At 49.0% G+C, this 13855-nt stretch carries 10 protein-coding genes; 3 read left to right on the top strand and 7 right to left on the bottom strand.

The features are described 5' to 3' along the window. Nucleotides 1-7: 7 nt before the first annotated feature. The 6 genes from D9X91_RS12355 to D9X91_RS12335 all read right to left on the bottom strand — a co-directional run bounded on the left by D9X91_RS12355 (nt 8) and on the right by D9X91_RS12335 (nt 5959). Complete coding sequence (locus D9X91_RS12355) at nt 8-988, bottom strand: carbohydrate ABC transporter permease (RefSeq protein WP_121680944.1); 981 nt, start codon at nt 986-988, stop codon at nt 8-10. Between the two features lie 105 nt (nt 989-1093). Continuing rightward, on the bottom strand, nt 1094-1279 hold the full coding sequence (locus D9X91_RS22365; protein WP_148709074.1) for a hypothetical protein: 186 nt from the start codon (nt 1277-1279) through the stop codon (nt 1094-1096). 105 nt (nt 1280-1384) lie between these two features. Then, on the bottom strand, nt 1385-2647 hold the full coding sequence (locus D9X91_RS12350; protein ID WP_121680943.1) for an ABC transporter substrate-binding protein: 1263 nt from the start codon (nt 2645-2647) through the stop codon (nt 1385-1387). Nucleotides 2648-2736: 89 nt separating this feature from the next. Beyond that, nucleotides 2737-3798, bottom strand: coding sequence for a serine hydrolase domain-containing protein (locus D9X91_RS12345; RefSeq protein WP_121680942.1), 1062 nt, complete (start codon nt 3796-3798; stop codon nt 2737-2739). Nucleotides 3799-3807: 9 nt separating this feature from the next. Next, nucleotides 3808-4668, bottom strand: a complete 861-nt coding sequence (locus D9X91_RS12340) for a MurR/RpiR family transcriptional regulator (protein ID WP_233569784.1) — start codon at nt 4666-4668, stop codon at nt 3808-3810. A gap of 136 nt (nt 4669-4804) precedes the next feature. Further along, nucleotides 4805-5959 (bottom strand): exo-beta-N-acetylmuramidase NamZ family protein, encoded by a 1155-nt coding sequence (locus D9X91_RS12335; RefSeq protein WP_407644190.1) that lies wholly within the window; start codon nt 5957-5959, stop codon nt 4805-4807. A gap of 135 nt (nt 5960-6094) precedes the next feature. On the opposite strand from D9X91_RS12335, the gene D9X91_RS12330 reads away from it, so the two are divergent. Continuing rightward, nucleotides 6095-7738 (top strand): alkaline phosphatase, encoded by a 1644-nt coding sequence (locus D9X91_RS12330; protein ID WP_121680939.1) that lies wholly within the window; start codon nt 6095-6097, stop codon nt 7736-7738. Between the two features lie 57 nt (nt 7739-7795). On the opposite strand, the gene D9X91_RS12325 is transcribed toward D9X91_RS12330, so the two are convergent. Then, entirely contained in the window at nt 7796-8968 is a 1173-nt protein-coding gene (locus D9X91_RS12325; RefSeq protein ID WP_121680938.1) for a polysaccharide deacetylase family protein, read from the bottom strand. 469 nt (nt 8969-9437) lie between these two features. Here D9X91_RS12325 and D9X91_RS12320 point away from each other — a divergent pair, with 469 nt between their 5' ends. Next, nucleotides 9438-11027, top strand: a complete 1590-nt coding sequence (locus tag D9X91_RS12320) for an SWIM zinc finger family protein (protein ID WP_121680937.1) — start codon at nt 9438-9440, stop codon at nt 11025-11027. Beyond that, nucleotides 11020-13836, top strand: coding sequence for a DEAD/DEAH box helicase (locus tag D9X91_RS12315; RefSeq protein ID WP_121680936.1), 2817 nt, complete (start codon nt 11020-11022; stop codon nt 13834-13836). Before D9X91_RS12320 ends, D9X91_RS12315 begins: the two co-directional genes overlap by 8 nt. Nucleotides 13837-13855 lie beyond the last annotated feature (19 nt).

Here is a 13855-nt window from a genome sequence, read left to right as displayed (position 1 = left end):
ACCACCCCTAATATTTCACATCGTATTTTCGTTGAAGATACACGGCCAGCAGTGATACAGGAACGACCATGACGAACATCATCGTCGCCAATGAAGCGCCCAGCCCCATTCCGGTCCCGGTGCTGCCCATCCCGCCGAATGCCGTCCGGTAGAACAACGTCCCCAATACGTCCGTCGAATAAAACGGGCCAGCCTCTGCCCCTTCAAGAAGGAAGATGAGTTCAAATGTCCCGAAGCTGCCGATGAACGTCAGCACGGCAATCGTCAATAATGGCGGCATCAATAATGGGAAGACAATTTTGGTGAAAATTTTAAACGATGAAGCCCCGTCAACGATCGCAGCTTCGATCAAGGAACGTGGAATGCTGATCATCGCAGCCAGGAAAACGAGAATCGGGAATCCAAGGCTGTGCCAAAGACCGATCAAGATGATCACCGGCAGCGCAGTATGCTCTCCGCCAAGCCATGGCAGGGCCAAATCGTTCAAGCCGACTGCTTTCAATAATTTGTTGATGACGCCCCACTGCGGATTCAGCATGAGGCCCCATAGGAACGCGACAACCGCCAATGATAGGGTGTGCGGCATGAAGAACAATGTTTTATAAATGCCTGCCCCTCTGATTTTTTGAGAAAGTAAATAGGCAATGAACATCCCGAAAAAGATGCTGATGATGATATTGATGATAAAGACAATGATGTTGTGCCCGAGCGCGCGGTAGAACATCGTCGAGAACGGTTCCTCCGTCAGCCATTTCACGTAGTTGTCAAAGCCGACGAAATCATTCATCGGGCCGATCCCGCTCCATTGGAAAAAGCTCATGATGATGCTGCTTACGAAGGGATAAATGATAAACAGCCCGTAAAGGACGAGGGCCGGCAGCAGCATGAGCAAAAACGCATAGTTTTTGATAAAGGCGCCAAACGACCGCTTTGCTTTCGGCTTCGTCTTCACCTGTCGGCTCGTATTCACTTCAACCGGATTTGCCATTTCCTTTCCTCCTTTCGGTGAATATATAGAAGAGAACGAGGATGATCCCGATGGACCAGCCTCGTTAAGATTGCAAGGTTAGTTATTGATTTTAACTGAAATTATTTAGGCTCTTTTCTCAAAGATTGTTGTTTTTAACAGTTTTTCTTTAAAATAACTCATCATATGTTGTTGATTGTAGCGGAAGGTGCGAGACTCCGGAGGGAACAGCGGGCCAAGTGAGACCCCGCAGCGAAGCGAGGAGATATCAGGCGGATGTTCGATTAAGTTCGGCACGTCGTGTGCCAACATCGAACGACCTCACTTCGTGTGAGGCCCCTCGGAAAGCGAGCATCCTGCAGCGAAAATCAACCTTACACAACCTTTGATGAATAGCAACAATTACGAAAAGAGCGATTATTTAAATGGCTTATACCACTTGGATAGATCCTTCTGCACTTTGTCGCCCAGCTGCTGCGGCGTTTGTTTGCCCGCGAGCATGGACTGCATGCCTGCTGAAAGGATCGTCGCGATTCCTGGATCTCCTGTGTCAAATGGTGAACGGATTCGGAAAAGCTGGTTGATCGAGTTGTTCTCGAATCGGTCCATTGCCTGCGTCAACGCTTCTGAAGCATTCTCCGCTTTCACGCCCGGATAGGCAGAGATTTCACCGAATGTGTTCGTGTAAAGCTGGCCGAAATCTTTTGTTGCTGCATATTTTAATACTTCCATGGCTTTATCCTTGTTGTTGGCTTTCGCATTCAAGCCGTATCCGCCATCGAGGAAGGCATAGATATGCGGTTCATCCCCTGCATTCACCGGCGGCGCCATGAAGCTGCCGAATTTCAAATCAGGATTTTGCTTCGTATATTCACCAGCCGACCAGATTCCATCCAAAATGACAGCGACTTGCCCTTGCGTGAATAACGTTTTCATATCTTCATAGCTTGAAGCGGAATATCCGTCCTGGAAGTACGGCTTCAAATCATTGATCCGCTTGAGGACGTCGACGAATTTAGGATCGTTGAACTTGTTCTTACCTGCGATCAAATCCTTGACCCAGTCGTCGCCTAAAGAAGTTGCTCCGACGGCATCGACGATCAAATTAAGCGCCCAGCCTTCACGTCCGGAAACCGCCATCGGTGTAACGCCATTTTCTTTCAACGTTTTAAAATCGCTTACGAGTTCATCCCATGTTTTTGGTTCTGATAGATTGTATTTGTCGAAGATGTCTTTGTTGTAGAAAAATTGTGAGGTTTGCACCGCGAACGGTACTGCATAGGTTTTGCCATTGGATTGAACCTGGGAGATGATCCCTTTTGAAAAATCCTTCAAGCCGTCGATTTCATCGAGTGCGACGATTTGCTTCGCATCGGAATACTTCGTGATGCCGCTTCCTGCGCGAAGTGTCAGGATGTCAGGTCCTTTCCCGCCGTTCATGGCTGTCTGCAGCGTTGCGTCGTATTGAGTAGGTGTGACGCCGCGGAATTTGATCGTGATATCTTTTCCATCTTTCTTCAAGTTTTCCTGTACCTTTGCCCATAAGTCTTTGTCCTGTTTACGCCAGCTCCATACCGTAACCGTTTTGCCGTCTTTTTCCCCCGAAGATTTGCTGGAGCAGCCGGCAATCGATGCCATGACCAGAATTGCTGCAAGCATAAGTGTGAGCCATTTCTTCATCCTATTTCCCCCTTGTTTTGAATCTTGTCATCTTGGAACTTTGTGAAGCCCTTCCCCCTTGAACCATCACCCCTTTCAAGTGGCTTTGATCAATAAGCTATGGACATCGCCGCTAATGAATGGACGATCTTTCGAAATCGGATGATATCGGTCTGACGGCCAAAGTGGACGCGATTCGTCAGCAGGATGACGGCAAATTCCCGCTCAGGATTGAACCAGAGGGACGTCCCCGTGAACCCGGTGTGGCCGACGCTGTCCTGCGGGAAAATGGCGCCGACCGGAGATACATCTTCATCCACGAGCTGCCAGCCAAGCCCGCGGTTCAGCTCCAGCCCTTTCGTATAATTGCGGTAGCTTGCCTGAAGTGTGGCCGAAGAAAAGATCTCCTTCCCTTTGAAGGTGCCATTGTTCAACAGGCAGCTGGCATAGTTGGCTAAATCGCCGAGTGTCGAGAACAAGCCGGCATGTCCGCTGACGCCGCCGAACGCTTTGGCATTCTCGTCATGGACGGTGCCCCATTGATAATCCTGCAGATGATCGCGATACTCGGTGGCAGCAATCCGGTTTTGAAGGTGGTCCGGCGGATTGAAATATGTATCCTTCATTTCCAATGGATCAAACACATATTTTTGCGTGAAGGCATCGAGTTTCATCGATGTGATCACCTTGACGAGATGCCCGAGCAGGATGAAGTTCAAGTCGCTGTAAATCACCTTTTCATCCGGGCCAATCGATTTGTGCAGCTCCGCGATATCACTGACGGCTTCCTCAATCGTGTAGTTTTTTCGATAAAAGTTCAGCGAGGCGGGCAGTCCGCTCGTGTGGGTCAATAAATGTTTGATCGTGATTGGCTGATCGGCAAACTCCGGAAGATATCGCGATAGCCGGTCATGTATATCGAGATTCCCAGATTCGATTAATGATAGAATCGCAGGAAGTGTGGCGCACACCTTCGTCAGTGATGCAAGGTCAAAGATCGTGTCCCGCTGAACTGGAAGCTTTTGATCCACATGGGCCAGTCCATAATAGTTTTCCATTAAAACTTGATCTTTTGTCAAAATGGCCACGGCCGCTCCGGGAATCTGCTTTTCGTCAATCTGTTGCTGGATAAAAGCGTTTAATTTTTCCACCCGCTCCGGAATGAGCTTCATGGTCTCACCTCACTTTTTTCGATATGTTTGCTGCAGCGATTGCCTTGATTTTCGTAAATAAGCGATCGAATCGTCGAAGTTTTTGCCGGCAACCCCGATGAATAAAATGTCGACCACATTGAGCTGAACGATCCTGGAGGAAGTCGCGGCGCTTCGCATGTCCGATTCGGATGAAATCGTCTCGAGATGGATGTCGACTTCTTTGGAAAGCCCGTTGGCCCCGCATTTCGTGATGCCGATGGTGATGGCCCCGTTGCTTTTCGCTTCTTTTATCGCGTCAATGACATGGACGGTCTCACCGGAGTAGGAAATCCCGATCGCCACATCCTGCTGCCCCAATGTCACAGCGGACGTCAGCTGCAGATGCGTATCGGCATAGGCCGTGCAGTGCTTGTTGATCCGCATGAATTTATGCTGTCCATCCAATGCCGCCAATTGGGATGCACCCGCTGCGTAAAAGTCGATTCTCTTCGCGTTGTACAGCGCCTCCACTGCTTTTTCGACCTTCAAGGAATCGAGCACCTTCATCGTTTCCTTCAAGGAGTACATATTGTTGTTGGTGATCGTTTCAATCAGCGTCGGGATATCATCGTTCGGCTGGATTTCCTTGAATTCCTCCCCACCGTTTCCGGACTGCTGCAGATCCCCTGTCACCCTGAGCTTCAATTCACGGAAGCCATCCATGCCAAGGTTTTTGCAAAGCCGGATGATGGCAGACGAGCTTGAATCGCTTCGCTTCGCCAATTCCTGGATGGAAAGGCGCACGATTTCCTGTGGCTGCTCCAAAATATATTGGGCTGCCCGCTGTTCTGGTTTGTTTAATGTTGAAATTGATTCCCTGATCAGGGATAATCCACCGTTGATCATCATTTCATTCCTTTTATCTTTTTGATAGAATTTTCCGATAATTATTTATAACTAATCATACAAGAAGTTGAAATTTTATGTCAATATATTTTGAAAATTTTAAACTTTTGTTTCAAAATAGGCATAACTTTTGCCCTTTTTAATAACAATGATATTTTATTGCTTCTTTGTTGAAGGCGGCAGACAGTTCTTCACATTCTTCCAAAAAATCATCCACTTTACCGTTGGTGATCATGTCTTTCAGCCGGTCCGTACCGGCAAGCAGGTTAAAGAAATCCAAGCCTTCCTCGTTTTTCTCACGGAATGCAAACTCTTTCGGATAGAGTTCTGCGATGGTTTCGATGACTTTAAGACCCGTTGAAAAAGATTTCAATCGGCGGCGGTCCGTGATATGAAGCTGCACGCCTTCACATCTTTCGTTCATATGCTTTTGGTAAGTTGGTACGAAAGAAACCGGTCTGGCAATGATCGATGGGATGTTCGTTTGATTGATCCTTTTTGCCAGATCATACCCATCGATACAAGGCGCCCCGATGTATTCAAACGGCTTCGTCGTCCCTCTTCCCTCCGATAGCGTTGTCCCTTCGATTAAACATGTGCCTGGATACAGAAGCATCATGTCCATCGTCGTCGTATTCGGCGTCGGCTGCACCCAGAACAGATCGGTTTGGTCAAAATATTGCTCCCGCTTCCAGCCCGTCATTTCGATGACCCTTAGATCACATGAAATATGGCCTTCATGCTTGAACCAATGGGCAAGCTCCCCGATCGTAAGGCCATGCCGATTCGGCAATGGATATTGACCGACAAAGGAAGTAAAACCGGATTCCACCAGATTCCCTTCGACTTGTACTCCGTTGATGGGATTCGGACGGTCGAGGACGACAAATTCCTTGCCGCATGTCCCGCATGCCTCCATCACGTTGGCCATCGTGTAAATGAATGTGTAGTAGCGGGCGCCGATATCCTGCAGGTCAAAAAATACCACATCGACATCTTCGAGCATTTCCTTTGAGGGGATGCGTGTTTCGCTGTACAAGCTGTAGACAGGGAGGCCCGTTTTCGGATCGACTTCATTCCCGACCTTCGCTCCCTCTTTCGCATCTCCGCGCAGACCATGCTCCGGGCCAAACAGAGCGGTCAATCGAATGTCAGGGTGCTGATGAAACAAATCAATTGTGGGCGTCAACCGATGATCCACTCCTGTCATGTTCGTCACCAGCCCGATCCGCTTCCCCTTATACTCATTGACATGATGCTCCAAAAAATTCTCCAACCCAAGCTTCAAATCCATCCACTCCTCTCACAATCAATATACACCTTTAGGGTGACAGGCACCATCCAATTTTTGGATGGTGCCTGTCACCCTACATATTTTCCCTTTTTCTTCAAAAACTGAGGGTAACTTATTTTGAAGGGGATTTTGGCAATGAGATGGATTTTGAGCAGTGTGGTGTGTGTGATATTGATTTTTTCGTTGACGGCGCATAAGACGGATGTCGGGGTCAAGGGGGCGAAGGCGGTTCCCCGCAATGTGATTTTCCTTGTCATGGACGGGACGAATTCGGATGTGGTGACGCTTGCCCGCTGGTATAACGGGAGGTCGCTCAATATGGACCATTTGATCAACGGCGGGGTGAAAACGTATTCGCTGGAATCATCCATCACGGACTCTGCGGCTGCCGGTACGGCGCTTGCGACTGGCCAGAAAACCGTGACGGATGCGATCGGAATGGTGCCGAATGAGGTAAATCCTGCCCTTCCGCCAAGCGGTGAAAAAGCACCAAGGACATTCAAACCTGTGGCGAATTTATTGGAAGCCGCGCAGGAGAAAGGACTGGCGACGGGGATCGTGTCCACCTCCCCTATCCAACATGCGACACCCGCCGCATTCTCTGCCCATGCCGTGAAGCGGAATGACTTCGACGACATCGGCGAGCAGCAGGTGTATCAAGGGATGGACGTCGTGCTCGGCGGCGGTAAGCAATCGCTCGCCCCGGCTTCGATTTTAAAGGATGACAAGCTCAAAAAAGTTCCTTTTGGTGTGAAGGAGGCACGCCAGGATCACGAAAACCTGATCGATGTCATCAAAAAGCACGGATACACGTATGTGGAGAATAAATGGGACATGGAGCGGATGCCGGGGGATAAAATGTGGGGAAGCTTCGCTTACGGCGATATCGCCTATGACTTCGATCGGAAAAAGCTTGCACCGGACCAGCCATCCCTCTCTGATATGACGAAGAAAGCCATCGATGTCCTGTCACAAAAGAACAAAGGATTCTTCCTCTTTATTGAAGGAAGCAAAATCGACTGGGCTGCGCATAAAAACGACCCGGTCGGGATGATCAGTGAAGTGCTGTCCTTTGATCACGCAGTCGGCGAAGCGATGAAGTTTGCCAAGCAAGACAAGCAAACGATGGTCGTCGCCGTGACCGACCATGGGAACAGCGGCCTGACGATCGGGGCCAAAACGACCAACAAAACGTATGCATACACGCCGATTGACAAAGTGATCAACCCATTGAAAAAGGCAAAGCTTACAGTCAGCGGCGCCGTCTCCCAGCTGAAGAAGGACCGCAGCAACCTTGAAGGGGTATTGAAGGAATATGGGTTGGACGATCTAACCAATGGGGAAATGAAGAAAGTGGAAAGTTCAGTTGATGTAGAAGGCGAAATGGTGAAGCTCCTTGCCGCACGTGCGCACCTCGGATTCACGACCCATGGCCACACCGGCGAGGACGTCTTCCTTTATTCTTACGGCCCAGGGAAGCCAACGGGACTCGTCAATAACATCGACATTTCGAAGTATATGGCCAAATATTTGCAGATCGACTTAGCAATGACAACGAAAAAACGCTTTGTCAATGCAGCCGAGTATTATCGGAGGAAAGGATTCATGATAAAAATCGAGCGCTCGGACGAAGAGAATCCGGTATTCATGGCCAAGAAAAGAAAGTTGAAAATCGAATACCCCGAAAACAAAAACATCATGATCAAAAACGGCAAAATAAAAAAACTAAACGGCGTCAATGTCTATAACGGCCGGGACTTCTTCGTTCCGATGGATTAGGCTATGTACTTTTGGTGACAGGCACCGAAGTGCCTGTCACCAAAAGGGGTGGGCTTGTCAAAGGCGTTTGTCGTTCCAGAAGTTTTTGACGATGTGGTGGGCCGGGTCGTATTTTTCGAAGGTGTAGCCCTGTGTTTTCAAATAGTCGATGACTTTTTGCAGGATCGAAACGGTGACGGATTTTTCGTGCATCAGGATGACCATAGGTTCTTTCGTGCTCCTGTGCTGGATGCTGACCACGCCTGATTTTACATTATTTAGGACAAGGTCACTTCTGTCCCTTACTTCCCAGTCCCGCGTATCGATGTCCCAATCCCATAATTTATAATGACCTGCCGCCAATTGATCCCGATAAGCCTGGGTCAGGTATGGCTTGCTGCCATACGGCGCCCGGACTAACGATGTCGCCACCCCTGTCGTTTGTTTGATCAGCTTTTGGGTCATGGAGACTTCATTCATAAACCCAGCCGTTCCATGATAAAGTTTGGATGCATCATGGGTATACGTATGGATCCCGATATAGTTGCCGTTATCGGCGACTTTTTTGGCTGCAGAAGGATATTCCTTTACATTTTGGCCGATTTGAAAAAACGTTGCATGTATATCATTGTGATTCAAAATCGCAATCAGCTCACTCGTAAATTTACTCGGACCGTCATCAAAGGTTAAATAGACGGTCTTTTGGCTGGCTGGTTTGCTCGGTGGCACCACCACCGGCCCTTTTGAATATATGTAATCATGAATACGGCTTCCCCATTGGGATATGAAACCTGGATGGCTGAGGTGAGGCTCGCTATTGTAGAGTCGTACAACACGATGCTTCGACAAATAATCAACTTTGTAACCTAGAGTTTCTCCCATTAGCCTCAGTTCCGCATACGTTCTTCCATTTTGATCGAAAATCTTGCACGAAATGATTTTTTGGCCATAGATGATTTTTTGTCCCCTTATATCAAAAATCATTTTCTGTTCTTTATTTTGATAGATAACCGAATTCGTTTTGGCATCATATGTAACATTGCCTCCAAATGCTTCTCCCAAAAACCTGATGGGCACGTACGCAGTGGAACCTTTTATGTATGGCTTTGCATCCGGGAATGCTGCCATCCTATCATTCACACCTACCGCGATCATTTTGACCGGCTCCAATGCACTTGCTTTCGACCACAACAATGTGCCTGCAATGACGAATAATAATGCTGCTGCTAATATCTTTTTTATCTTTTTCATAGATAGATCCGCCCCCTAAATCTACTCTATGAAATTTTCTTTGAAAAAGTACTCGAAATGAGGCATGACCTCTCGACAATTTTCGGAAATGCTTCACCTGTCATAAACGTGGACAAAAAACCTGCATGATGGAAGACCTGGTTTCCACGCAGGGTTGCCTGTTAAAATTCTATTTCTTCAATGATTTTGGTTCATATGTTTTTAATTGGAGCGGAAGGTGCGAGACTCTGGGTGGATCAGCGGGCAAGATGAGACCCCGAAGCCGAGGAGGCTCACAGGGCTCCCACGGAAATCGAAGTGTATTCAGGCTGCGGTCCTTTTTAAACAGTATCTCCTTTACTATTTAAACTCCCCGCTAATCCAAATCCTCACATTTTTTTCTCCACGGTCCTAAAAAACACCGATTTGCGATATAATAAAAGAATATGGTTTTTTACCTGTACGGATTGTTTATTTAGGAGGTTTCGCTATGCCTGTCGAGCTTGAAGAGATCAAACACCAGGTGGAGCACTACAGTGAACAGCTATTGGATTTCCTTGATTCATCCAAGGATGAGATGCAAAAGACTGTCAAAAAAGGGCTGAACTTATACCGCCAGCAGCTTGTGTATCAGATCAAGCCTTCGGACAGCCGCATCGACGGCCGGGTACAGGACGTTACCCCCGTCGAGGTCACGCTTGATTTGACATTTCCTGTTTTGAACACGTGCTCTTGCCCACAAGAAGGAATGTGCCGGCATCAGATGGCGGTCTTTTTTGCTGTGTTTGCGCAATTTCATAGCGTGTCCCAATGGATGGACCGCTGGAAATCGGCCCAGGCCCTCGAAATGATCAAAGGGCTGAAGCGTGGATCGGATTTACTGAAGCAGACGCAGCTGACCGGTTATCAAAAATGGATCTCTCATTACGAGGAAGCGTTCAAGTCCTTGGATACCCGCAACCTTTATTTGATCGAGCTCCATGCCCAGAACACCTACCGGAATTTGATGCGGAAAGAGCCGGTGGAACGGGAATGGAAACCGCTGTATCAGCTGTTCACTTCTTATTTTTCATTTAAAAAATTGAATGAGATCGCACTTGGTTTGGAGGTCGAGGATCGTTCGGACCTTTCCCACCTTCTTTCCTTCTTCCAATATATGCTCGACGAGGCGGAGGACGCCGTCTACAGGCTGACGGTGACGACGATGCCGTTTGCGTTTGATGAGTATATCGAATTTTTGAAGGACGACACGGCGACGCTCATTGACGATCAAGCGGTCTTCCCTTTTGAGACGCTTGAACTTTACCGGGTGATGTGGACATCTCTGTTCAAGAAGGCTTCCTGGCGAAAACAAGAACTGGAGCGGCTTGACGAGCTGAATCTGACGACTTTTGAGGAAAAAGTCGCGCTTTCCCATCATTATATATTGTCGCGCGAAGATGATCAGGCTATGGCATTGCTGAAGGAAATCGGGGCAGAATCGATGCCGTATGTCCCCTTCTGGCTGAAATGGCTCGGCGGATTGGGGCAGGCGCGCCGCTATAAACAATTGCTTCAATTCAGCATCGACTTGATCCCCGCTTTCTTTGGCGGGTTTGAAACGGACTATAACCGGATTTCTTTCACAAGGTTCTTCTTGGATACAATAGATGAAGGTTTTTTGGAAAAAGAAGATTCCGGATTTTTGGAGAAGCTGTATTTGCAGCTGCTGCCATATAGCTATCGCTATTACAGTGAATTTTTGCTCATCAAAAAGGATTTTAAAAAATGGATGGAACTTGAGCAGTATATCGGCAATTCCATTGAGGACCTGGATAAAAGCGATATTAAGGTGATTTCGACCGAGGCGCCGCGGCTGTTGATGCCGATGTACCACGAGACGATCGACCGCGCGCTGGAGGAACGGAACCGCCAGTCTTATAAAAAAGCCGTGAAGCACCTGAAAAAGCTGCGTGCTTTGTACCGGAAAGAGAAAAAGATGGAGCAATGGGAGTACTTCATGGATTCGCTGCTGGACAAAACGAAACGTCTTCGTGCCTTTCACGAGGAGTGCAGAAAGGGTAAATTGATTAATGCTTAAGACTCGTACACTTTCGGTGAACCTTGAAAAATTGGATAATGGGTACCATCATCTTTCGCTGCTGGATGAAAACGGCCTCGTGCAGGACCCAGCCAATTGGCGCAGGCAATTATTCATGTGGCATGAGGAGTCCTATTACGGGACGACATTGGAAATGGGGACCGAGCAGCATGTGCCTGGGCTGCGCATCGACAGCTGGTGCCTCCTTTCCCTTTTAGGAAAAGAAGGATTTAATTCGCTGTTCACTTGGGAATGGGATGAAAAAGCCGAGGTGCTATTGGCTGCTGCCCCTATCATGTATGAAGCGGTTGTCGAAGGAAAATGGCAGCCAAGCTTTATGGAAGATGTCGAAAAGGCCATTCGCTGGCGAGTGCCCCAGATGGTGATGGATGAGTTCGGCGCGGATTTCTGGGAGCAGCATGTCGATGGGATGACCGCTTCCGACATGATCGAAGACTTCTTTCACCATGCTGTTTCCCATTATATCGGCAACAGCGTCGAGGGGGCGGATTTGAAAGAGAAGCTTGAGCGGCTGCAAAATGGGCCGCTGACGAATGCGGAGCTTGCCGCGTATTTTGATGAAGAGCGCTTCAGCGAATGGAGTGGATTCGCGGAAAGAACCATTCCATTCACAATCGGGCTGCGCCTGACTGAGCCTGAAGTCGACGAGGAGCCGTGGACGCTCGAAACGGTGCTGCGCGACGTGAAGGATCCGACGATTTTGATCGGTGTAGAGGAAGAAGGTCCGTTTCCGAAAAGCTGGCGTCTATATTTGGCAGAAGTCGAAGATGAAGAAGAACGCTGGATCCGTTTGATTCCATGGCTTGGTGAGGATGGCATGATCCGCCGTGAGCTGAACGAGATGGAAGCATGGGATTTCTTGACGGATGCAAGCGAAAAGCTGCTGCAGGTTGGGGTGGAAATCCTCCTCCCTGCATGGTGGCAGGCGATGCAGGATGAGAAGCTGACCTTGAAGGCGAAAATCCGCTCGACGAATACGAGCTACCGTCCATCATTTGTCGGGCTGAATGCAATGCTGGATTTTGATTGGCGGTTGTCGATGAACGGCGCCGAGCTGACAGAGGATGATTTTCACGACATGGTCGCACAGCAGCGCCGGCTTGTGAAGATCAACGGTGAGTGGATGAAGCTCGATCCCGATATGATCAAGCGTATCCAGGATTTGATGAAGCGGGCAAAACAGGAAGGATTGCGCGTTCAAGATCTTTTTCAGCAGGAGATGGGTGAACTGGATGGTGCTGAGGACGAAGAGTTCGATCCGCGTGCGTTTGCACAGGTCCAGATCGAGTTGAACCGTTCGATGCGGAAAATGATGACCCAGCTCAGCGATTTTTCCGAGATTCCGTCTGTCATGGTCTCCCCTTATTTTGAAGGGACATTGAGGCCATATCAGCAGCAAGGGATGAGCTGGATGCTGTTCTTGCGCGAATTCGGATTCGGGTCGATTTTGGCCGACGATATGGGACTTGGAAAAACGGTGCAGCTGATCACGTACCTGCTGCATGTGAAGGAGCACGAAAGGCCGGAAGCACCAGCGCTGATCATAGCGCCTACGTCGGTGCTCGGAAACTGGCAAAAAGAAATCGAACGCTTTGCTCCGACCTTGAAGGTCATGCTCCATTACGGAGGAAATCGTGCGAAAGGCGAAGCTTTTGCCGGGGCGATTGATGGGATGGATGTCGTTTTGACGAGCTACGGCATCTCTCATTTGGATTTCGAGGAATTATCCGAGGTCGAATGGTCATCGATTTCGCTTGATGAAGCGCAGAACATCAAGAATTCGCAGACGAAGCAGTCTGGCGCGATCCGGAAGCTGCACGGCCGGCACCATATCGCGCTCACCGGGACGCCGATGGAAAACCGTTTGAGCGAGCTTTGGTCGATCTTTGATTTTACCAACCACGGATATTTAGGGACATTCGGCCAGTTCCAGAAGCGCTTTATCCTGCCGATTGAAAAGGATGAAGCAAAAGGGAAAATCAAGCAGCTCCAAGGGATGATCCGTCCGTTCCTGCTGCGCAGGACGAAAAAGGATCCTGATGTGGAATTGAATCTGCCGGATAAATTGGAGCAGAAGGAATATGTGCCGTTGACCGCTGAGCAGGCTTCGCTTTATCAGCAGCTTGTGCAGGATACGTTCGCTCAGCTCGAGAAGCTGAACGGCTTTGAGCGCAAGGGCTTGATCTTGCAGATGCTCAATCGGTTGAAGCAGCTTTGCAACCATCCTTCCCTTTATTTGAAGGAAGAGGATCCCCGGATGGTGCTCGAGCGATCCGAGAAGCTCGATAAATTGGTCGATCTCGTCGATGCCCTCCGCGACGCCGGGGAAGCTTGCCTGATCTTCACACAATATTTGGCGATGGGCGAAATGATCCGCGGGATATTGGAGAAGCGCCTGAAGGTGAAGATCCCATTCTTGAATGGAAGCATGCCGAAAGCACAGCGCGACGACTATGTCCAGCGTTTCCAGGACGGCGAATTTCCGATCTTCCTGTTGTCGCTGAAGGCCGGCGGGACCGGGTTGAACCTGACCGCAGCGAACCACGTCATCCACTACGACCGCTGGTGGAATCCAGCCGTCGAGAACCAGGCGACCGACCGTGCGTACCGGATCGGCCAGAAACGCTTTGTCCATGTGCACAAGCTGATCACCACTGGTACACTTGAAGAAAAAATCGACGCCATGCTCGAGAAAAAGCAGGCGCTCAACGACGAAATCATCCAAAGCGACCAATGGATCACCGAACTCTCCGACCACGATTTGCGGGATCTGCTTTCGTTGGGATGACAATATAAAGGTGCCAGGC

The sequence above is a fragment of the Falsibacillus albus genome, from assembly GCF_003668575.1.
Lineage (GTDB): Bacteria > Bacillota > Bacilli > Bacillales > DSM-25281 > Falsibacillus > Falsibacillus albus.
The sequence above is the reverse complement of the archived record's forward strand: the minus strand, read 5'-3'. Positions and strand labels throughout refer to the sequence as shown.

Excerpts from the sequence above, each read along its gene's own strand:
- D9X91_RS12355 (WP_121680944.1), bottom strand. The coding sequence starts at position 988 with ATGGCAAATCCGGTTGAAGTGAATACGAGCCGACAGGTGAAGACGAAG.
- D9X91_RS22365 (WP_148709074.1), bottom strand. The coding sequence starts at position 1,279 with ATGTTGGCACACGACGTGCCGAACTTAATCGAACATCCGCCTGATATC.
- D9X91_RS12350 (WP_121680943.1), bottom strand. The coding sequence starts at position 2,647 with ATGAAGAAATGGCTCACACTTATGCTTGCAGCAATTCTGGTCATGGCA.
- D9X91_RS12345 (WP_121680942.1), bottom strand. The coding sequence starts at position 3,798 with ATGAAGCTCATTCCGGAGCGGGTGGAAAAATTAAACGCTTTTATCCAG.
- D9X91_RS12340 (WP_233569784.1), bottom strand. The coding sequence starts at position 4,668 with ATGATGATCAACGGTGGATTATCCCTGATCAGGGAATCAATTTCAACA.
- D9X91_RS12335 (WP_407644190.1), bottom strand. The coding sequence starts at position 5,959 with ATGGATTTGAAGCTTGGGTTGGAGAATTTTTTGGAGCATCATGTCAAT.
- D9X91_RS12330 (WP_121680939.1), top strand. The coding sequence starts at position 6,095 with ATGAGATGGATTTTGAGCAGTGTGGTGTGTGTGATATTGATTTTTTCG.
- D9X91_RS12325 (WP_121680938.1), bottom strand. The coding sequence starts at position 8,968 with ATGAAAAAGATAAAAAAGATATTAGCAGCAGCATTATTATTCGTCATT.
- D9X91_RS12320 (WP_121680937.1), top strand. The coding sequence starts at position 9,438 with ATGCCTGTCGAGCTTGAAGAGATCAAACACCAGGTGGAGCACTACAGT.
- D9X91_RS12315 (WP_121680936.1), top strand. The coding sequence starts at position 11,020 with ATGCTTAAGACTCGTACACTTTCGGTGAACCTTGAAAAATTGGATAAT.